The 19,253-nt window shown below is 70.7% G+C and carries 16 protein-coding genes and 1 tRNA gene; 1 reads left to right on the forward strand and 16 read right to left on the reverse strand.

Features of this window, described 5'->3' with window-relative positions:
* The 12 genes from ACWD5O_RS33455 to ald all read right to left on the reverse strand — a co-directional run.
* On the reverse strand, window positions 1–234 hold a 234-nt coding region (locus ACWD5O_RS33455), incomplete at its 3' end, for an IS3 family transposase (RefSeq protein ID WP_450087734.1).
* A complete protein-coding gene (locus ACWD5O_RS33460; protein WP_450005977.1) occupies window positions 231–548 on the reverse strand; it encodes a transposase in 318 nt (105 codons plus the stop codon). The genes ACWD5O_RS33460 and ACWD5O_RS33455, both read right to left, overlap by 4 nt.
* Window positions 549–932: 384 nt before the next feature.
* Window positions 933–3,353, reverse strand: coding sequence for a hypothetical protein (locus tag ACWD5O_RS33465; protein ID WP_450087735.1), 2,421 nt, complete (start codon window positions 3,351–3,353; stop codon window positions 933–935).
* Window positions 3,354–3,891: 538 nt separating this feature from the next.
* Window positions 3,892–3,965: transfer RNA gene (locus ACWD5O_RS33470), tRNA-Pro, on the reverse strand.
* Between the two features lie 193 nt (window positions 3,966–4,158).
* A complete protein-coding gene (der, locus tag ACWD5O_RS33475) occupies window positions 4,159–5,562 on the reverse strand; it encodes a ribosome biogenesis GTPase Der (protein WP_450087736.1) in 1,404 nt (467 codons plus the stop codon).
* Complete coding sequence (gene cmk, locus ACWD5O_RS33480) at window positions 5,559–6,239, reverse strand: (d)CMP kinase (RefSeq protein WP_450087748.1); 681 nt, start codon at window positions 6,237–6,239, stop codon at window positions 5,559–5,561. The genes der and cmk overlap by 4 nt, the downstream gene beginning before the upstream one ends.
* A 193-nt stretch (window positions 6,240–6,432) precedes the next feature.
* Window positions 6,433–7,203 carry a pseudouridine synthase gene (locus ACWD5O_RS33485; RefSeq protein WP_387328737.1) on the reverse strand — a complete coding sequence of 257 codons (771 nt, stop codon included), beginning with the start codon at window positions 7,201–7,203 and terminating at the stop codon, window positions 6,433–6,435.
* The gene (scpB, locus tag ACWD5O_RS33490) at window positions 7,190–8,161 is read right to left on the reverse strand and encodes an SMC-Scp complex subunit ScpB (protein ID WP_450087737.1); all 972 of its coding nucleotides are present in this window, start codon (window positions 8,159–8,161) and stop codon (window positions 7,190–7,192) included. Before scpB ends, ACWD5O_RS33485 begins: the two co-directional genes overlap by 14 nt.
* The gene (locus ACWD5O_RS33495; RefSeq protein ID WP_450087738.1) at window positions 8,154–9,206 is read right to left on the reverse strand and encodes a segregation and condensation protein A; all 1,053 of its coding nucleotides are present in this window, start codon (window positions 9,204–9,206) and stop codon (window positions 8,154–8,156) included. Before ACWD5O_RS33495 ends, scpB begins: the two co-directional genes overlap by 8 nt.
* Before the next feature lie 41 nt (window positions 9,207–9,247).
* The gene (locus ACWD5O_RS33500) at window positions 9,248–10,171 is read right to left on the reverse strand and encodes a ParA family protein (RefSeq protein ID WP_354968493.1); all 924 of its coding nucleotides are present in this window, start codon (window positions 10,169–10,171) and stop codon (window positions 9,248–9,250) included.
* 180 nt (window positions 10,172–10,351) lie between these two features.
* Window positions 10,352–11,344, reverse strand: a complete 993-nt coding sequence (locus tag ACWD5O_RS33505; RefSeq protein ID WP_450087749.1) for a site-specific tyrosine recombinase XerD — start codon at window positions 11,342–11,344, stop codon at window positions 10,352–10,354.
* 11 nt (window positions 11,345–11,355) lie between these two features.
* Complete coding sequence (gene ald, locus ACWD5O_RS33510; RefSeq protein ID WP_450087739.1) at window positions 11,356–12,471, reverse strand: alanine dehydrogenase; 1,116 nt, start codon at window positions 12,469–12,471, stop codon at window positions 11,356–11,358.
* 227 nt (window positions 12,472–12,698) lie between these two features.
* Between ald and ACWD5O_RS33515 the strand changes: the two genes are divergently transcribed.
* Window positions 12,699–13,022: a TM2 domain-containing protein gene (locus tag ACWD5O_RS33515; RefSeq protein WP_449941440.1), complete on the forward strand. Its 324-nt coding sequence runs from the start codon at window positions 12,699–12,701 to the stop codon at window positions 13,020–13,022.
* Window positions 13,023–13,111: 89 nt separating this feature from the next.
* Here ACWD5O_RS33515 and ACWD5O_RS33520 read toward each other — a convergent pair whose 3' ends face one another.
* The 4 genes from ACWD5O_RS33520 to ACWD5O_RS33535 form a co-directional block, all read right to left on the reverse strand.
* Window positions 13,112–13,723, reverse strand: a complete 612-nt coding sequence (locus ACWD5O_RS33520) for an NUDIX domain-containing protein (protein WP_450087740.1) — start codon at window positions 13,721–13,723, stop codon at window positions 13,112–13,114.
* Window positions 13,720–15,471, reverse strand: coding sequence for a CTP synthase (locus tag ACWD5O_RS33525; RefSeq protein WP_450087741.1), 1,752 nt, complete (start codon window positions 15,469–15,471; stop codon window positions 13,720–13,722). Before ACWD5O_RS33525 ends, ACWD5O_RS33520 begins: the two co-directional genes overlap by 4 nt.
* Before the next feature lie 163 nt (window positions 15,472–15,634).
* A complete protein-coding gene (locus tag ACWD5O_RS33530) occupies window positions 15,635–18,088 on the reverse strand; it encodes a hypothetical protein (RefSeq protein ID WP_450087742.1) in 2,454 nt (817 codons plus the stop codon).
* The gene (locus ACWD5O_RS33535) at window positions 18,088–19,239 is read right to left on the reverse strand and encodes a glycosyltransferase family 4 protein (protein WP_450087750.1); all 1,152 of its coding nucleotides are present in this window, start codon (window positions 19,237–19,239) and stop codon (window positions 18,088–18,090) included. Before ACWD5O_RS33535 ends, ACWD5O_RS33530 begins: the two co-directional genes overlap by 1 nt.
* Window positions 19,240–19,253 lie beyond the last annotated feature (14 nt).

Raw genomic sequence — 19,253 nt, forward strand, 5'->3', positions numbered from 1 at the left:
GCGGTGCAGCTCGTGCCAGATCTTGCGTGCGCCGTAGACGCCGTAGTTTTCCGCGTGGATCCGCTCGATCATCGCGGTCAGCTCCTCGTCGCGCCGCGACCTGGCCGAGGCCGGGCGGGTCTTGGCGGCGTAGTAGGTCGACGGTGCGATCTGTGCCGGCGTGTCTTCGAGCGCCTGCAGGACCGGCTGGACACCGTGTTCGGCCTTCTGGGAGTCGACGAAGTCGACCTTCATCGCGACGGACGGTCCAGCTCCGCCGCGAAGAAACTCGCCGCGGACTTCAGGATCTGATTCGCCCGCCGCAGCTCACGATTCTCCCGTTCCAACGCGGCGAGGCGTTCGGCGTCGCTGCTGGTGGTGCCCGGCTGGTCACCGGCGTCGGTCTCGGCCTTCTTCACCCACGTGCGCAACGCCTCCGGATGAATCCCGAGCTGGCCGGCGATCCGCCGGATCGCTCCGACCGCCGACGCCGGATCCCGGCGGGCCTCGACCGCCAACCGGGTCGCACGCTCACGCAACTCATCGTTGTACTTCTTCGGTGCCGGCATCGCTGGTGTTCCTCCCAGGTTTCGATGTCTCCATCAAACCCGGTGCGGGACACGCCGCTCTGACTATGTGCGCTCACGAGACGTAGTCGGAAGTCCAGTACCACGATGGGCGCGGGACCCGTGTTGTAGAGCACCAGGGGCAGGACCAAGCGCAGTCCTTGTGTCTGAAAGTAGCCAGCGTACGAACGTGGCGGGTAGCTCGTGAGCCTGCCTCGGCGAACCTGGATCCACCAGAAGGAAGCGATGGTGAAGGCGAGAGCCAAGCCGGACAGGCTGAGGCTGGGCGCAAGCCAAGCGGCGGACGAAGCTTCACCAGCCGACTGCACATAGATCGACATGTTGCCCTACCTTACAGAATCCGGTCGACACAACGCAGTCTCAGGATTAGCCGGCTGTGAATCCTCGTCCACGCGCCCGCGCCTTTGCCCGTTCGGCCCGTTCGGCGGCTTGGTCCATATCGCGGCGAAGGGTTTCGCTTGCCTCTGGCCAGGAGAACGTCGTCGCGCCTGCATCGAACGGCCATTGGCTGTTTAGATAATTGCGGAACACCTCACCTCTTTCCAAACGGTCTTGAATAGACACAACGACGGCAACTCTCTGCCGAGTGGCGGGATCAACAATGGGCGTGTCGATAACTATTGCATCAAAGTAAGTAAAGAACGTAAGCATCCGTTTGTGCATATAGCCGCCGGACGCCGTAACTCGTAAGGATCTGAAGTCGCCGTGGCCGGAACTAGCTTGCAGGAGGCGCCGCTCTAGACCTCGTTCGATCTGGGCCTCGATCTGCTCGACCGCATAGCCCAGTTCCTGCGCATGCCTAAAAAGGGCCGACTCTTCGACGTAGCCCTCAGGTTCCGACTCCCCCCTGGCTTGGCAGGCCGCTAGGATGATGGGCAGAAGAAAGTGCTCCCGTCCGTCATTCGTTGTGATGTCGAGAATATTCGGAACCGGTGAGCGGCGCGGGTCGTAGTACTCGTACTCGCCGTAGAGAATCGATCTCATGAACTCATGTATCGGGAGTGTGTAAAGCCTTCCGTTTCGGTGAGCCTCGAGAATTCTGGCGGTGGAGACGTAGCCACTTCCGACGAAAGTACTGACGAAGTCGAGAGCCTTTCGGATATTCCCCGAGCTAAGGTTGTCTACGAGCTCTTTTAGTCGGTCGTTGCGCTCGAAAGCTTCGATCATCATCCTCAGGTAGACGGAAAGGCTGCCTGAATCAATGGTCAGGCCGCGAGGGAACGACTCGATTCTTCCCGTCGCTTCCAACTGTTGAAGCGCAAACTTCAGCCTTTTGAGGATCACCAGATCGGTCCTTGGTGGCTCAACGGCAAAGATTCTTGGCTGATACGCCGTGATGGAGCCATGCTTCTTAGATGCGTAGAACGTATCTGGGCGGAGGGACATAAAGACGGAAACTGGCCAGGTCTCAGAGAAGGCCTGCCCGATGACGAATACTCGCTCCTGGAACTTTGCTTCGTGGTGATCGATATTGTCGAGGACCAGGACGAACTGCAGGCCACGTGTTCCGCGAAGATGCTCTAAGCTACGCTGCACGTGTTCGAGGCGCCGCGACAGGTGGGACTGGAGCATGTCGCGCTCCAGACTGGCGTATCGCTGCGGGTCTGTCTGCTCAAGCGGGCCGTCGATGCTCCTTCTGAACCGGTTGATTTCCTTGTTGTAGGCAGCGCGAACAAATCCTGCCTCATAAGTATCGATGCCGAACTGCTCCTCCAGTTCATTTTCTATGGTGGACACTAACAGCGCTTGAACATCTCCGAGAAGCGATGACTCTTTGAGAAAGTCGACGTAGAAGACCGCCGTGTTGTCGAGAAGATCCACAGCGTCGACTCGGAGGAAATGCTTCAAGAAGATGGTCTTCCCAACCCCAACGTCTCCTAGGAGTATGAGCGGCCGGCGGGTCATAGCTGAAGCAAGGAGGTCACCAGTGAGACGGCTTGAGGTTCCCTTCTTTGATTTGACGCTCTCGATTCGAGCCTTCTCCGTTGCTGTCGAGTAGCGGGTCCTCAGGATTTCCTTGCTGACGAGTGCGTATTGCGAGAGAGCGCCACTCGTGCAGTAGCACTCTCGGAGAAACTCATCGGACACCTCTTCCTCCTGAACGATGTCGAGAAGGAATAGCTCCGCGAGAATCCTCACGTCGGTCTCGAGTTCAGATCTCGCTCGGAATCCTGGATAGCCGTGAATCCTGCTAGAAAGCCTCTCGGGAGGTGGGGCCATCTGGGAGCGCCGTGACAACTTTCGCTTGACATTTCCCGCAGTCAGGGCCGGCCGGGAGAACATGTCCCAAAGCTCGGAGAAGTTCTCCGCCATGTCCGCTAGTGAGTGGAAGACGATTGCTTTGCCATCTAGGGGTCGCACGCCATCTTGGCGACTACCAAGAAAAACAACAAGCTGGTGACCGTTGCACAAGGCTGCGACTGGAATTCCACCCATTAAGCTGTAGTGGAGCACCTGACTGACGGCGTCCTTGTTGGATTCCGATTGGTCAACAATTGCCGACAGCGTGACCACGCGTTGTCCAGCGGTGCCGGCGGGTAGCTTAAAGTGCCGACCCTCTCGCTTCGCCTCGACGACTGCGAGGCGCTCTGGTGAACCAAGTACGTAGTCTAGATAATCGCCGGACTGATGCTGTTCGCAGTCGATTACTTCCGGGCTCCAGGCGAGACAATCCATCAACAGGCGGTCGATGAGGCGAAGGCGCGTAGTGGCCTCGTTAAGCTTCAGCTCGGCGATCGTCTCCGCTGCCAGATTCTTGATTTCCGCCTTGCCTCGCTCGTATTCCACCACGTGCCCCTTCCGCCCCGCATTACGCACGATACCGACGGCGCCTCATGACAAAGAGTAAATACTTCTGACGTAGATCTGACTCATTCTGACGTGGATCCGACTCAACGAATATGAAAGCTGTTCAAAGTCGTACGATTCGTCACGGATCCGTAACCTGTGGCGAGCCCTTAACACTCTCGGTGGCACAGCACAGGCAGCGGAGGCATAGATAGCCCAGCCTGAGGGCCATCCCGTTCGCCGTCGACCCGCCCTTGCGGGGAGCGGGCTGCCGCCCGGCCCGCCATGTCACGCGGACCTTGACGCAGGTTCGGACGCTGGCGGGTCGGGCGGTGGTCTGCTCGGCTTGCCCGGGTCGGCGGTGGGCGGGATGGCGCCTTCGCAACCACCCACGGACCCGGCGGCTGCCGACGATCTTTCGGCCATCGGCGCAGTCGCCATGGACCGGATCTTCGACGCTGAGGCGTAGTCACTCAGTTAGTCACCCAGGTACGACAAAGGGGCCGCCTCGATCTTCCGAGATGGCCCCTCACCTGCGTCGGGACGGCCGGATTCGAACCGACGACCCCTTGACCCCCAGTCAAGTGCGCTACCAAGCTGCGCCACGTCCCGCCCCCGCGTGGTTTCCCCCGCGGCAGCCGATACAGCTTAGCGCAGCAGCTCCCGCTCCTCCGCACAGGCCCCACCGGGTCGCGGCGCCCCCGAATCACCCACAACCCCTAAAGCGTCCTAGGAGGATAGGTGGAGAGGGTGGGGCAGAAAGATGCCGGATGGGCGGTGGCCCATCCGGCATCGGTGAAACAGATCAGCCGTGCGCCTTGCCCCGCCCGCCCGGCCCGAGCTTCTTGCGCGGGCGGACCGAGATTTCGATCGGGCTGCCCTCGTACCCGAACTCCTCGCGGAGCTTGCGCTCGACGAAGCGCTGGTAGCCGGCGTCCAGCGGGCCGGTGGTGAAGAGCACGAACCGCGGCGGCGCCACCCCGGCCTGGGTGGCGAACAGGATCCGCGGCGCGCGCCCACCGCGCACCGGGTGCGGGGTGGCCTGCACCAGCGCGGTCAGCCACTGGTTGAGCTGCGCGGTCGGCACCCGGGTCTCCCAGCTGGCCAGCGCCTTGTTCAGCGCCGGGGCGAGCTTGTCGACCGCTCGGCCGGTCATCGCCGACAGGTTCAACCGGATTGCCCAGGGGATGCGGCGCAGCTCCCGGTCGATTTCCTTGTCGAGGTAGTACCGGCGGTCGGCGTCGACCAGGTCCCACTTGTTGAACGCGATGACCAGCGCGCGGCCGCTCTCGGTCACCATCGACAGGATCCGCTGGTCCTGCTCGCTGATCGGTTCGCTGGAGTCCAGCAGCACCACGGCCACCTCGGCGGCCTCGATGGCGGCGGCGGTACGCAGGCTGGCGTAGTACTCGGTGCCACTGGCCTTTCCGACCCGCTTGCGCAGGCCGGCGGTGTCGACCAGCTGCCAGGTCTGGCCGCCGATCTCGACCAGGCTGTCCACCGGGTCGACGGTGGTGCCGGCGACCGAGTCGACGACCGCCCGCTCCTCACCGGAGAACCGGTTGAGCAGGCTGGACTTGCCCACGTTCGGGCGACCGACCAGCGCCACCCGACGCGGCCCGCGCGGCCGGTTCTCCACGATCGCCGGCGCCTCGGGCAGCGTGGCGAGGATGGCGTCCAGCAGGTCGCCGGACCCCCGCCCGTGCAGCGCGGAGATGGGGAACGGTTCGCCGAGGCCGAGCGACCACAGCGAGGTGGCCTCCATCTCGATGGAGGTGTTGTCGGCCTTGTTCGCCACCAGGATCACCGGCTTGGCGCTGCGCCGCAGCATCTTCACCGCGGCCTCGTCGACGTCGGTGGAGCCCACCATCGCGTCGACCACGAAGAGCACCACGTCCGCGGTGACCACGGCCGTCTCGGCCTGCGCCGCGATGGCCGCGGCCCGGTCCTTCGCGTCCGGTTCCCAACCGCCGGTGTCCACCACGGTGAACGCCCGGCCGTTCCACTGGGCGTCGTACGGCACCCGGTCCCGGGTCACCCCGGGAACGTCCTCGACGACCGCCTGCCGGCGGCCGATGATCCGGTTGACCAACGTGGACTTGCCCACATTGGGGCGACCGACGACGGCCACCACCGGCTGCGGGCCGGACGGTTCCTCGACGGCGACGTCCGGCTCACGCAGCTCGACCCATCCAGCACCCTCGCTCATGCCACGCCCCGTTCAGTGAGCAGGTCGCGCAGCCGGGCCACGACCTCGTCGATGCCCAGCTCGGTGGTGTCCAGCACCACCGCGTCCGGCGCTTGGGCAAGCGGGTTGACCTTGCGGGTGGAGTCGAGCCGGTCCCGGCGGGCCAGGTCGGCGGCGGTGGCCGTCACGTCGGCGGCGTCCTCGGCGCTGCGGCGGGCCGCCCGGGCCGCCTCGGAGGCGGTCAGGAAGACCTTCAGGTCGGCGTCCGGCGCCACGACCGAGCCGATGTCACGGCCCTCGACGACCATCCGGCCGGCGTTGGCGATCATCTCGCGCTGCCGGGCGACCAGCAGCTCGCGGACCGCCGGCACCGCGGCGACGGCGGAAACCGCCCCGGTCACCTCGGCGCCGCGGATCTCCGCGTCCACGCTCACGCCGTCTGCGGTCACGCCGTACCCCTGGGGGTCGGTGCCGATACGCAGGTCCACCTCGCCGGCGACCTTCGCCACCGACGCGGCGTCGGTGAGGTCGACGCCGGAGCGCAGCACGGCCCAGGTGATCGCCCGGTACATCGCCCCGGTGTCCAGGTAGCGCGCACCGATGCCAACGGCGAGTCGCCGCGAGACGGTGGACTTACCCGAACCGGACGGCCCATCCACAGCGACCACACATCGCCCGGTCCGTACGTTTTCCTCCACCGTGTCCTCCTCAGCCCGTACCTCGCGGATCGCCCGGTGCTGGCGCCGCAAGCGGTTGTCCATCGTCATCAATCATGCCCGGGGCCCGTGGCGGACCCGCGCGCGACGCCGCCGGGGGCGACCCACGCCACCCGAGCGGCCCACGCCTCGGCCGTTCCGGAGCCTACCGGCAGCCGTACCCCGAACTCGGGGGTCAGTCACCCACCGCGTTGAACAGCGCGGCGACCTCGGCGTTGGTCAACCGCCGGATCCGCCCGGTACGCAGGTCACCCAGCCGGATGGGCCCGATCGAGGTACGCACCAGCCGGGTGACCGGGTGTCCGACCTCCTCCATCAGCCGCCGGACGATGTGCTTGCGCCCCTCGTGCAGGCTCAGCTCCACCTGGGCGGTCTTACCCAGAGTGTCCACCACCTTGAACGAGTCGACCTTGACCGGCCCGTCCTCCAGCTCGACGCCGGCCAGCAGCCGCTTACTCAGGTTGCGCGGGATCGGCCCGACCACCTCGGCGAGGTAGGTCTTCAGCACCTCGTACGAGGGGTGCATGAGCTTGTGCGCGAGAGTGCCGTCGTTGGTGAGCAGCAGCAGGCCCTCGCTGTCCGCGTCGAGCCGCCCAACGTGGTAGACCCGCTGCTCCACCCGGTTGCCGATGAACTCGGCCAGCTCGTTGCGTCCCTTGTCGTCCGCCATGGTGGTAACCACCCCGCGCGGCTTGTTCATCGCCACGTAGACCAGGCGAATGTCGACCTGGAGGCGCTCGCCGTCCACGTGGATCACCGCGGTGGCGGGGTCGACCTTGTCGCCCAGCTTGGCGACGCGCCCGTCCACCGTGACGCGGCGGCGGAAGATCAGGTCCTCGCAGGCGCGCCGGGAACCCACGCCGGCGGCGGCGAGCACCTTCTGCAGGCGCTCTGCCCCTTCGAAGACGGGGGCGTCGGGTTTCGGGGAACGGTTATCGGGTCGCATCGGCAAGCTCTTCTACGTCGTCGGGCAGGAAGGGTGCGAGTGGCGGCAGCTCGTCGACGGTGTTCAGCCCGAGCTTCTCCAGGAACAGCGTGGTGGTCCGGTAAAGGAACGCCCCGCTGTCCGGTTCGGTGCCGCACTCCTCGACAAGGCCGCGGGTAACCAGCGTACGGATGACCCCGTCGCAGTTCACACCCCGGATGGCCGAGATGCGCGATCGGGTCACCGGCTGCTTGTAGGCGACCACGGCGAGGGTCTCCAGCGCCGCCTGGGTCAGCCGCACGGACTGCCCGTCCAACACGAACCGTTCGACATAGGTCGCGTATTCCGGCCGGGTGTAGAGCCGCCAGCCGCCAGCCGCCCGGCGCAGCTCGAAACCGTGCCCGGCGGCGGTGTAACCGGCGGCGATCTCGTCGAGCATCGGCCCGACCCGCTCGGCCGACTGTTCCAGCACCTGGGCCAGGACCAGCTCGCTGACCGGCTCGTCGACCACCAGCAGGATCGCCTCCAGCGCGCCACGCAGCTCGGCGTCGGACAACTCCGGCGCGGGCTCCGGCGCGGCCGGCGCCCTCCGCCGCCCCACAACCGACCGAGGGGGTACGTCCCCAGCCACGCCCTCCCCCACGGCTCCGCCAGCCTCACCCGCGCCCGCCTCGCCGGCCTCCTCCGCGATCTTGGAAGTTCCCGGCCCCGGGAGGGGCGGTTCGCTTCCAAGATCTCCGGCAGGGGTCGGCTCGGCGGTGATGGGTGGGGACGGGATCAGCTCGCTGACAACGGGTGGGGACAGGGCCGGCTCGGGGGTGACGGGTGGGATCGGCTCGCCGTCGCGGTCGGCGTCGGCGTCGGGGGTGGCGTCGGTGTCGGCGTCGGGGGTGGAGGCAGGCGGGCGGGGGCGTTCCCACGGGGGGATCCAGGCGGCGGCCTGGTCGGCCAGGGAGTCCCGGCGTTCGTCGTCATTCATCCCGCTCGCCCTCCGTCGTTCCCGTCTCGTCCGATCCGTCGGCTTCCCTCGCCCGCACCGGGTCCGGCTCCAGCTCGGCGACACCCGCCGGCTCCGGCCCCGCCGTATCCACCGAATCCAACTCGGCCGCACCCGCCGGCTCCGGGTCGGCCGGGGTGCCGGCGTACTCGTCGACGTGCAGGTCCGTGTCGCCGTCGGTCGGGCCGGTCCAGCGCACGGTCAGCTCCTCCAGAGCCTGCTCCTGCACGAAGGCCACCAACCCCTCCCGGTACAGCTCCAGCAGCGCGAGGAACCGGGCCACCACCTCCAGGGTGGCCTCGCAGTCGGCGCAGAGCAGCGAGAAGGTGGCGGTGCCGGCCCGGCGCAGCCGGGTGGCGAGGATCCCGGCGTGCTCCCGGACGCTGACCCGGACCATGTGCACGTGGGCGATGGAGACCTCCGGCACCGGCTTCGGGGTCATCGCCTTCACGGCCAGCTTCAACAGCCGCTGCGGGCCGATGCCGAGCACCAGGTCGGGCAGCGCCTCGGCGTACCGGGGCTCCAGGCTGACCGCCCGCGGATAACGCCGACCGCCGACCGCCTCCAGCTCGGCGATGTGCGCCGCCGCCTCCTTGTACGCCTTGTACTGCAACAGCCGGGCGAAGAGCAGGTCCCGTGCCTCCAGCAGGGCGAGGTCCGCCTCGTCCTCCACGTCGGCGGCGGGCAGCAGCCGGGCCGCCTTCAGGTCGAGCAGGGTCGCGGCGATCAGCAGGAACTCGCTGGCCTCGTCGAGGTCCCACTTGTCGCCCATGGCGCGGATGTAGGCGATGAACTCGTCGGTGACCTTGTGCAGGGCCACCTCGGTGACGTCGAGTTTGTGCTTGCCGATCAGTTGCAGCAGCAGGTCGAACGGGCCGGTGAAGTTGGCCAGCCGCACGGTGAAGCGGGAGGTGCTCGGCGGGTCGCCGGGCAGTACGCCGTCGACCTCGGCGGCCAGCTCGGCGGCGACCGCCGGGGCGGCGGCCTCGTGCGGCCCGGCCGGCGGGTCGAGGGGTGGCGCGGTCACCGGACGACCGTAGTCCACGAGGCGGGCACCGGGCGTTCCGGCTACCGCTCCGACTGGGCGGCGATCACCTCACGGGCCAGTTGGCGGTAGTTGCGTGCCCCGGAGGACGCCGGGTCCAGTGTGGTGATCGGGGCACCGGCCACGGTGGACTCGGGGAACTTCACCGTCTTGGTGATGACCGTCTGGTAGACCTTGTCGCCGAACGCCTCGACGACCCGCTGGAGCACCTGCCGGCAGTGCGTGGTGCGGCTGTCGTACATGGTCGCGAGGATGCCCTCGAGCTCCAGGTCGAAGTTGAGCCGCTCGCGCACCTTGTCGATGGTGTCCAGCAGCAGCGCCACGCCGCGCAGGCTGAAGAACTCGCACTCGAGTGGGATGAGCACGCCGTGCGCGACGGTCAGCGCGTTGATCGCCAGGAGGCCGAGCGACGGCTGGCAGTCGATCAGGATGTAGTCGTATTCCTTGCGGACCGTTCGCAGCACCCGGGCCAGGGCCATCTCCCGGGCGACCTCGTTGACGAGCTGGATCTCGGCGGCGGAGAGGTCGATGTTGGCCGGCAGCAGGTGCAGGCCCGCCACGTCGGTCTTGATCACGACGTCTTCGGCGACAATGTCGTCCTGCATGAGCAGGTTGTAGATGGACAGGTCGAGGTTGTGCGGGTTGACCCCCAGACCCACCGAGAGCGCGCCCTGCGGGTCGAAGTCGACCAGCAGCACCTTGCGGCCGTACTCGGCCAGCGCCGCGCCCAGGTTGATGGTGGTGGTGGTCTTGCCGACGCCGCCCTTCTGGTTGGCCATCGCGATGATGCGCGCCGGGCCGTGCCGATCGGTGGGCATCGGCTCGGGGATCGGCTTGCGCATCGTGTATGCCGCCGGATCTGCCGGACCCAGGTCCGCACCGAGCGTGGCCTGCTGCTCGCGGAGCTCCGACGTCCAGGTCTCGGCACGGTCACCGTTGCCAGCCATGTGCTCGTTGCCCCCTCCCGACGACCCACCCGGCGTCGGAGCCGTCCGACGTCCTTCGCGGCGCCGCTGCGCACCCCGGTCGTGTCGCCCCAGGAGGTCCGCGCCGATGCCGACTGTACGCCACCGACCAGCAGGGGGCTCGGCACCGGCCCGGCGTGTCGGGACCGACCGCGACCGGGCTCAGCCCCGGGCGCGCGGGTGGGCGGTGGCGTACACCTCGCGCAGCCGCTCGACGGTCACCAGTGTGTAGACCTGGGTGGTGGTCACCGACGCGTGCCCGAGCAGTTCCTGGACCACCCGCACGTCGGCGCCGCCGTCGAGCAGGTGGGTGGCGTACGAGTGGCGCAGGGTGTGCGGGGAGACCGCGGCGGGCCCGTCGACCGGCAGCCCGGCACGGCCGGCCGCGCGGCGCAGGATGGCCCAGGCGCCCTGCCGGGTCAACGCGCCGCCGCGGGCGTTGAGGAAGACCGCCGGGGTGCCCCGGCCAGCGGAGGCCAGTCCGGGCCGGGCCCGGACCAGGTAGGCGCGCACCGCCTGCACGGCGTACCCGCCGATCGGCACCAGGCGCACCCGGCCGCCCTTGCCGCGCAGCAGCACGGTGCCCTCGTCGGCGTCGAGGTCGTCCACCGCGGCGCCGACCGCCTCGGAGATCCGCGCGCCGGTGCCGTACAGGAATTCCAGCAGCGCCCGGTCGCGCAGCGCGAGCGGCGCGCCCTCGCCGGTCGCGGTGACCGGGCCTGCGGTCTCCAGCAGCCGGACCACGTCGTCGACCGGCAGCGCGCGGGGCAGCCGGCGCGGCGGGGTGGGTGGGCGGACGTCGCGGCTGGGGTCGGCCCCGGCCAGCCCCTCGCGCAGCGCGAAGCGGTGCAGGCCGCGTACCGCGCTGGCCGCGCGGGCGGCGGAGGAGACCGCCAGCGGCGGGTGCGCGTCGTCGCCGGCGCGCAGCCGCGCCAGGTGCGATTCGACGACGCCGGCGCCGACCGACGCGAGGTCGGTGATGCCGGCGTCCACCAGGGTGGTGAGGTAGCGGTCCAGGTCCCGGCGGTACGAGGCGAGGGTGTTCGCGCACAGGCCCCGCTCGACGGTGAGGTGGTCGAGGTAGCCGCGCACGGCACGGCGCAGGGCCGGCGCGGGCTGCTCGCCCGCGCCGGCCCTGTCCGCGATGCCGGTCAGCCCGCCGCCGCTCAGGCCAGCACGTCGGCCAGCGGGAGCACGTCCATGCCGTGCGACTCGGCGACCGGGCCGTAGGTGACCCGGCCGTCGTGGGTGTTCAGGCCCAGCGCCAGCGCCGGGTCGCGGCGCAGCGCCTCGCGCCAGCCCTGGTTGGCCAACTCCAGGGCGTACGGCAGGGTGACGTTGGTCAGCGCGTAGGTGCTGGTGTTCGGCACCGCGCCGGGCATGTTCGCCACGCAGTAGAAGATCGACTCGTGCACCTTGTAGACCGGGTCGGCGTGCGTGGTGGGGCGCGAGTCCTCGAAGCAGCCGCCCTGGTCGATGGCGATGTCGACCAGCACGCTGCCCGGCTTCATCCGGGAGACCAACTCGTTGGAGACCAGGGTCGGAGCCTTGGCGCCGGGCACCAGCACCGCGCCGATGACCAGATCGGCGTCGAGCACGGCCCGCTCGACCTCGTACGCGTTGGAGGCGACGGTCTGCAGGTGCCCCCGGTAGATGGCGTCGGCCTGGCGCAGCCGGGCGACGTTCTTGTCCAGCAGCAGCACCTCGGACTGCAGGCCCAGCGCGATCGCGGCGGCGTTCATGCCGGAGACGCCGGCGCCGATGACCACGGTCTTGGCCGCGTACACCCCGGAGACGCCGCCGGGCAGCACGCCGCGCCCACCGCCGGTGCGCATCATGTAGAAGGCGCCCACCTGGGGGGCGAGCCGGCCGGCCACCTCGGACATCGGGGCGAGCAGCGGCAGTGACCGGTCGGGCAGCTCGACGGTCTCGTACGCGATGCCGGTGACCTTCCGGTCGATCAGCGCGTCAGTGCACTCCTTGGAGGCGGCCAGGTGCAGGTAGGTGAAGAGCACCTGCCCCTCGCGCATCCGGTGGTACTCCTCGGCGATCGGCTCCTTGACCTTGAGCACCAGCTCGGCGGTCTCCCACACCTCGTCGGCGGTGGCCAGGATCGTGGCGCCCGCCGCGGCGAACTCCTCGTCGCTGATGCTGGAGCCGACCCCGGCGCCGGACTCGACGAAGACCTGGTGACCGCTGCGGGTGAACTCGTTGACGCCCGGGGGCGTGATCGCCACGCGGTACTCGTGGTTCTTGACCTCGCGTGGGATTCCGACCTTCACGATGCAGACACCTCTCTTCGGGGCTGCTCTCCCCCGACTGCTCGGTGCCGCGACGGCCCCATTGCCACCGCGGTCCACCGGTCCCGCCGGCGGCAGTCTAGGCGCGCCCGGCCCCGCCGCGAGCCAGCACAGTGGCATCCGGTGCCGGGGTGACCTGACGGAGTGTCAGGGCATCGACCGGGCCGGCGGTGGGCGGGCAACCTCAGCCGTCAGGACAATGTTCACCCATTATCGTCCCATCTGGTGGGTCCCGCTGCGGACAGCGGGCGAGTGGATCACTATTGTGTCGGCCCATGACCACTCCTCCTTACCAGCCGGGGTATGCCCCCGGTTACTCCGACAAGAGCAAGGTTGTCGCCGGGATCCTCGGCATCCTGCTCGGCACCTTCGGCGCCGGTCGGTTCTACACGGGACACACCAAGATCGCCGTTCTGCAGCTCGTGGTGAGCCTGGTGACCTGCGGTTTCGGCTCGCTCTGGGGCCTCATCGACGGCATCCTCATCCTGGTGAACGGCGGCACGGACGCGCAGGGCCGGCCGCTGCGCGACTGATCCACCAGACGACGACAGGGCCCCGCGGCATGCGTGCCGCGGGGCCCTGTCGCGCGTACCCCTCACCGGTGCGGGCCCGGCGGCGACTCTCAGCGCGGCAGCGGTGCGTCCGCGCGGCGCAGCGCCGACCAGCCGGTGTCCCGGGCGCGGGCCGTGGCCAGCAGCCCCGCCACCGCGGAGGCGTTGGTGATCTCGCCGGCCAGGACCATGCCGACGGCCTCGTCCAGGTCGATCCGGACGACCTGGAGGTCGGCCTCCTCGTCCCGGCGGTCGTGACGCTCCTCGGCCGGCACGTCGGCCAGATCCCGCGCCAGGTAGACCCGGACCAGCTCGTCGGTGAAACCGGGCGAGCTGTGCAGGTCGACCAGGACGTCGATCCGCCCGGCCGTGAGGTCGGCCTCCTCGGCCAGCTCCCGCAGCGCGGCGGCCGGCAACTCCTCGCCGGAGACGTCCATCAGGCCGGCCGGCAGCTCCCACAGGTGCCGGCCGACCGGATGCCGGTACTGCCGGATCAGCACCACCTGGCCGGCGTCGTCGAGCGCCACCACGGCCACCGCCCCGACGTGCCGCACGAGGTCACGCGCGGCGGTCCCGCCGCCCGGCATGGTGACCTCCTCGCTGACCACGGTGAAGATCCGGCCCCGGTAGCGCTCCTCGCTCGAGCGCACCTCGTAGCGGTGCTCGACGGCTCGCTCGCTCACGACGCGGACGACGCCTTCGTCGCGGCGCCGTTGCGGGCGGCCCGACGCGTCGTCGGGGCCTCCGTCGCCGCGTCCAGGTCGACCGGAAGCTGGTCGGCCTGCGAGTACGCCACGGCGGCCTTGACGAACGAGGCGAACAACGGGTGCGGGCGGGTGGGGCGGCTCTTCAGCTCCGGGTGCGCCTGAGTGGCCACGAAGAACGGGTGCAGACCCCGGTCCAGCTCGATGAACTCGACCAGCCGGCCGTCCGGCGAGGTGCCGGAGATGTGCAGGCCCGCCTTGGTCAGCGCGTCCCGGTAGGCGTTGTTCACCTCGTACCGGTGCCGGTGCCGCTCGCTGATGTCGGTGCTCCCGTACGCCTCGGCGACGATCGAGCCCTCGGTCAGCGTCGCCGGGTACGCGCCGAGCCTCATCGTGCCGCCCAGGTCGCCCTTGCCGGCGACGATGTCCTCCTGGTCGGCCATCGTGGCGATGACCGGGTGCGCGGCCTGCTCGTCGAACTCCAGCGAGTTCGCGCCGTCCAGGCCGGCCAAATGCCGGGCCACGTCGATGGTCATGCACTGCAGGCCGAGGCAGAGGCCGAGCAGCGGGATGCCGTTCTCCCGGGCGTACCGGGCGGTGCCGATCTTGCCCTCGATGCCGCGCACCCCGAAACCGCCGGGGATGAGGATGCCGTCCACGCCCGCCAGGGCCGCCGCGGCGCCGGCCGGGGTGACGCACTCGTCGCTGGGCACCCAGCGCAGCTGCACCCGGGCGCGGTGGCCGAACCCGGCCGCCCGGATCGCCTCGCTCACCGACAGGTACGCGTCGGGCAGGTCGACGTACTTGCCGACCACCGCGACGGTGACCGTGTGCCGGGGCCGGTGCACCCGCTCCAGCAGGTCGTCCCAGCTGGTCCAGTCCACGTCCCGGAAGGAGAGCCCGAGCCGGCGCACCACGTACGCGTCCAGCCCCTCGCGGTGCAGCACCTTCGGGATGTCGTAGATGCTCGGCGCGTCCGGCGCGGCGACGACCGCCTCGGCGTCCACGTCGCAGTAGAGCGACAGCTTCTCCTTGAGCTTCTCCGGGATCTCCCGGTCGCAGCGCAGCACGATGGCGTCCGGCTGGATGCCGATGTTGCGCAGCTGCGCCACCGAGTGCTGGGTCGGCTTGGTCTTCAGCTCACCCGACGGCGCCAGATACGGCACCAACGAGACGTGCAGGTAGAAGCAGTTGTCCCGGCCAAGGTCGTGGCGGACCTGGCGGATCGCCTCCAAAAACGGCAGCGACTCGATGTCGCCGACCGTGCCGCCGACCTCGGTGATCACCACGTCGGGGACGTGGCCGTCGTCGTCCGGCTCGCCCATCGCCAGGATCCGGGACTTGATCTCGTTGGTGATGTGCGGGATGACCTGGACGGTGTCACCCAGGTACTCGCCGCGCCGCTCCTTGGCGATCACGTCGGAGTAGATCTGGCCCGTGGTGACGTTCGCCTTGCCGGACAACGCCCGGTCAAGGAAACGCTCGTAGTGCCCGACGTCGAGGTCGGTCTCGGCGCCGTCCTCGGTGACGAAGACCTCGCCGTGCTGGAACGGGTTCATCGTTCCCGGGTCGACGTTGAGGTAGGGGTCGAGCTTCTGCATCACGACGCGCAGCCCGCGCGCGGTCAACAGGTTGCCGAGGCTGGAGGCGGTGAGGCCCTTACCCAGCGAGGAGGCGACGCCCCCGGTGACGAAAATGTGCCTGGTCGTCCGTGCTGATGGGGCCAAGGCCTGCTCCCGTGTCGTCTGTCGCGGTCATGCAGACCGCCGTGCTTGATCAGCAAAGTGATCACGCGATCCACGGGATTCCACGGTAACACCTCCCGGGCGGGTACTCGCAGGCCGCACCCCGGGTGGGACACCTCGGGGCACCACGACGGCGTCCCGGCGCTCAGGGGGCGGCAACCTCGGTCGATGATCGGGTGACCTGCCGGGGCGGCCGCGCCACCGTCGGCGCGGTGTCCGAGGGGTCGGCCTCCGACGGGTCGGCCGGTCGTTGCGCCGGCGCCGCCGGGGCGTCCGGCCTCGGCTCGGCCGGGTCGTCGGGCGCGCGTTCCGCCGGCGTGGCCGCGTCCGTGGGTCGCCCGGCCTTTGCGGGCGGGCCGGCGGGCGGGCCGCTGATCGGGCGGGGATGAACCGCGCCCAGGGGCCCACCACCGCCGGTCGGGCCGTCACCGCCACCAGCCGGCCCGGTCCCGCCGAAGCCGGAATCGTCGTCGGCGCCGTCGTCGCGGGCACGCCCCCCGCCCGGGCGGGTGCGGTCCGCGGCGTGCCGGAGCACCCGCAGCGAGGCCAGCGCGGCCACCGGCACCACCACCGCGGCGGCGGCCCCCGCGATGTCCAGCGCCGCGCCGTCGAGCACGCCACCGAGCACCGCGGCGACCGCGGTACCGGCCAGCGCGGCCCGGACGGCCGGGTAGATGCCGAACAGTCGCGTCAGCCCGCCCCACGGCTGCAACAGGGCGAACCACACCAGCAGGCCACCGGCCAGAGCCAGCAGGGTCAGCGGGCTGTTGACCAGCGTCTCGAAGTTCGCGGCGCTGGACCGGTGCACGGTGAACCCGCCGGTGCCGTCGCCCACGGCGGACAGGAACCGACCCAGGCTGCCCCGCTCCGCCGCCGGACGACGCAGGTCCACCACGGCGAAGCCGATGCCGACCGCCAGGGCGGCCATGGTGGCCCAGGCCAGCCTGCTGATCGTCAGCCAGCCGCCGGCGCTGATCGCGGCGGCCACGCTCAGCCCGGCGGTCAACGCGATCGCGCCGACCGGATCGGCACCCAGGTACGGGCTGCCGACCACCACGACGGCGAGACCACCGACGGCCACCATCACCGCCGGCCGCCAGGTGCGGTGCACCCGCTGGGCGAGCCAGCCCGCGCTCAGCAGCGCGCCGGCGAGGAACACCCCCAACCCGACCGTGCTGAGGCCGGAGTACCGGCCACCCTGCAACGCGGAGTAGCCGACCACGCCGTTGAGCTGGAGCCGGGCCCCGGTGAGCACGTCCAACCCGACGACGAGGGTGGTGAGGCCGGCCACCGCGCCGAACGGGCCGAGGGTGCCCGCGTACCCGGGGACGAACCGGACCGCCGCGGTGCCGGCCGCCACCAGCAGCGCGGTGACCCCGGCGAAGATCCAACCTGAATGCTCGCCGCGCCACCACGGCACCGCGTCGGCGAGCAGCGCCGCCGGCACGGTCAACGCCGCGGCCACCAGCAGCAGCTCCACCACTGCCACGACCCGGGCGGGCGCCGGCGTCGGCCCCGCCGGCCCGGCGTGCGGGCGGGCCCGACGCAGCAGCGGCAGCACCGCGAGGGCCAGCAGGACCTGCAACCCGGCGAGCAGGGTGAAGAACCGGCCGGAGACGGTCCGCTGCGCGGCCGCCTCCTGGTCCGCGTCGGCCGGCACGGTGATCGCCTCGGCCAGGTCGGCCGGGCGGCCGCCGGTGCTGACCGCCGGCCGGCCGAGGAAGAGCCGCTCCGGCATCGGCCGGCCCAGCGCGGCCAGCGCGGTCGGCGCGAGGTCGACAAGTTGCAGGTAGCCGTCCCGGCCGGTGCTGGCCGAGGTGAGCCAGCCCCGCTCCCAGCCCGGCCCGTCGGCCACCGCCACGTGCAGTCGGGACGGCTGGGCGGTGTCGGAGACCCCGGCGACCAGCACCAGTGAACGCGGCGGCCGGGCGGCCAGCACCCGGGCCAGCTGGGCGTCCGCCGAGCGGGCCGCCGCGGCGCGCGCCGCCGGGTCGGTCCCGTCGACCGTGCCGAGGTCGACGATGCTCAGCACGCACGAGCCGAGCAGCGCGCGCGGATCGTCCGGCAGCCCCGAGGCGTACCGGTCGACCCGGCCGAACGGTCGGGCGGCGGCCACCGCCGCACCCGGACCGACCGCGACCGAGCAGCGCACCGACTCCGACAGCGACCCGGGCATGGTGCCCCAGGGCAGCCGCTGCTGGTTGTACTGGACCACGCTCTCCTGGTCGGGCAGGTTCGCGCCGATGCCGTCCGGCTGCTCCACGACCACCCCGGCCGGCGGGCAGCCACCGGCCGACCGGCTGCCGTTCCACGCGGCGAAGCTGCCCGCGCCCAGGGTCAGCCAGCCGTCCACCGGGCAGGTGGGCCGGTGCGCGGAGCGCACCGACAGCGAGCCGATCGAGCCGTCCTGGGCCATCCGCCACAGCGTCGGAGTGGTCTGCGGATCCACGTCCTCCCAGCGCAGCCCCGCGATCCCGGCGAGGACCACGAAGTCGGCGGTGCGCTCCGGACTGCCCTGCGGCGGACGCGCGGACAGCGCGGTGACGCCCAACGCCACCACGAGCACGGTCAACAGGGCGGGGGCGAGTCGGCGCAGCATCACCGGTGTCCCGTCATCGGGGCGTCGGAATCCGGGGTCGCCGGGCCGGTGGGCGTCGCGGCCAACTCGGCGTAGAGGGCCGCCAACGCGGCGACGGTGTCCGCCTCGGTGGGCCACGTCGCCGCCCGCTCGGCGCCGCGCCGGCCCAGCTCGGCCCGGGCCGCCGGGTCGTCGAGCAACACGCGCACCGCCGCGTCGACGGCGTCCACGTCGCCGGCGGGGACCAGCGCGGCGGCGTCGCCGACCAGCTCCGGCAGCCCGCCGACCGCGGTGGCCACCAGCGGCACGCCGGCCCGCAGCGCCTCCTGGGCGAAGAGCTGCCGGGCCTCCCAGTCGCTGGTCACCACCGCGAGGTCGGCGCCGGCGAGCAGGTCGGCCACGTCCGTGCGGTGCCCCAGCAGGGTCACCGGGGCGCGGGCCGCCGAGGTCCGGGCGGCCAGCGGCAGGTAGGCCGGGCCGCTGCCGGCGATCACCACGACCGGCGGTGGAGTACGGGTACGCCAGCGGGCCGCCGCGTCGATCAGCACGTCGTACCGCTTCTGCGGGTGCAGCCGGCCCACCGAGACGATCAGCGGCTGGTCCGGGCGGACACCGAACTCGGCCCGGACGGCGGCGGGGCGTCGACGCGGCGCGGGCAGCGTCGGCGCGGCGACCGGGGCGAGCCGGGCGTCGGCGGCACCCAGCGCGGCGGCCCGTTCCACCAGGTCCGCGGAGGCCCCGAGGGCCACCCGGGCGCCCCGGGCCACCACCCGCTCGGCGAGCCGGGACATCCCGCCCCGCAACCCGCCGGCGAGCACCGCGTTGTGCCAGGTCACGACCAGCGGGGCGGCCGGACGGGCCAGCACAGCCACCAGCCCGGCGCGCAGACCGTGCGCGTGCACCACGTCAACCCGGGCGGCGGCGAGCGCCCGGCGCAGGGCGAGCACCGCGCGAGCGTCGGCCGGCGTCGGGCTGGCCGGAATCTCCACCGGCTGGAAACGCGCGCCGACCCCGGCGAAGTCGAACTGCTCCTGCGTCGCCGCCGGCCCGAACACCAGCACGGTGGCACCGGCCGCGACGAGCCCGCGCGCCACCGAGCGGACGTGCTGGCCGACCCCGCCGGTGCTGGAGGCGAGCACCAGCGCAACGCTGCCCGACCATCCGGTGGGCAGGACGGGCTGAGACG

It is taken from the genome of Micromonospora sp. NPDC005161, assembly GCF_053599855.1.

Coding starts and splice junctions, on each gene's coding strand:
- scpB (WP_450087737.1), bottom strand. CDS start 8,161: ATGAATGACGACGAACGCCGGGACTCCCTGGCCGACCAGGCCGCCGCC.
- ACWD5O_RS33530 (WP_450087742.1), bottom strand. CDS start 18,088: ATGCTGCGCCGACTCGCCCCCGCCCTGTTGACCGTGCTCGTGGTGGCG.
- ACWD5O_RS33460 (WP_450005977.1), bottom strand. CDS start 548: ATGCCGGCACCGAAGAAGTACAACGATGAGTTGCGTGAGCGTGCGACC.
- ACWD5O_RS33485 (WP_387328737.1), bottom strand. CDS start 7,203: ATGCGACCCGATAACCGTTCCCCGAAACCCGACGCCCCCGTCTTCGAA.
- ACWD5O_RS33500 (WP_354968493.1), bottom strand. CDS start 10,171: ATGGCTGGCAACGGTGACCGTGCCGAGACCTGGACGTCGGAGCTCCGC.
- der (WP_450087736.1), bottom strand. CDS start 5,562: ATGAGCGAGGGTGCTGGATGGGTCGAGCTGCGTGAGCCGGACGTCGCC.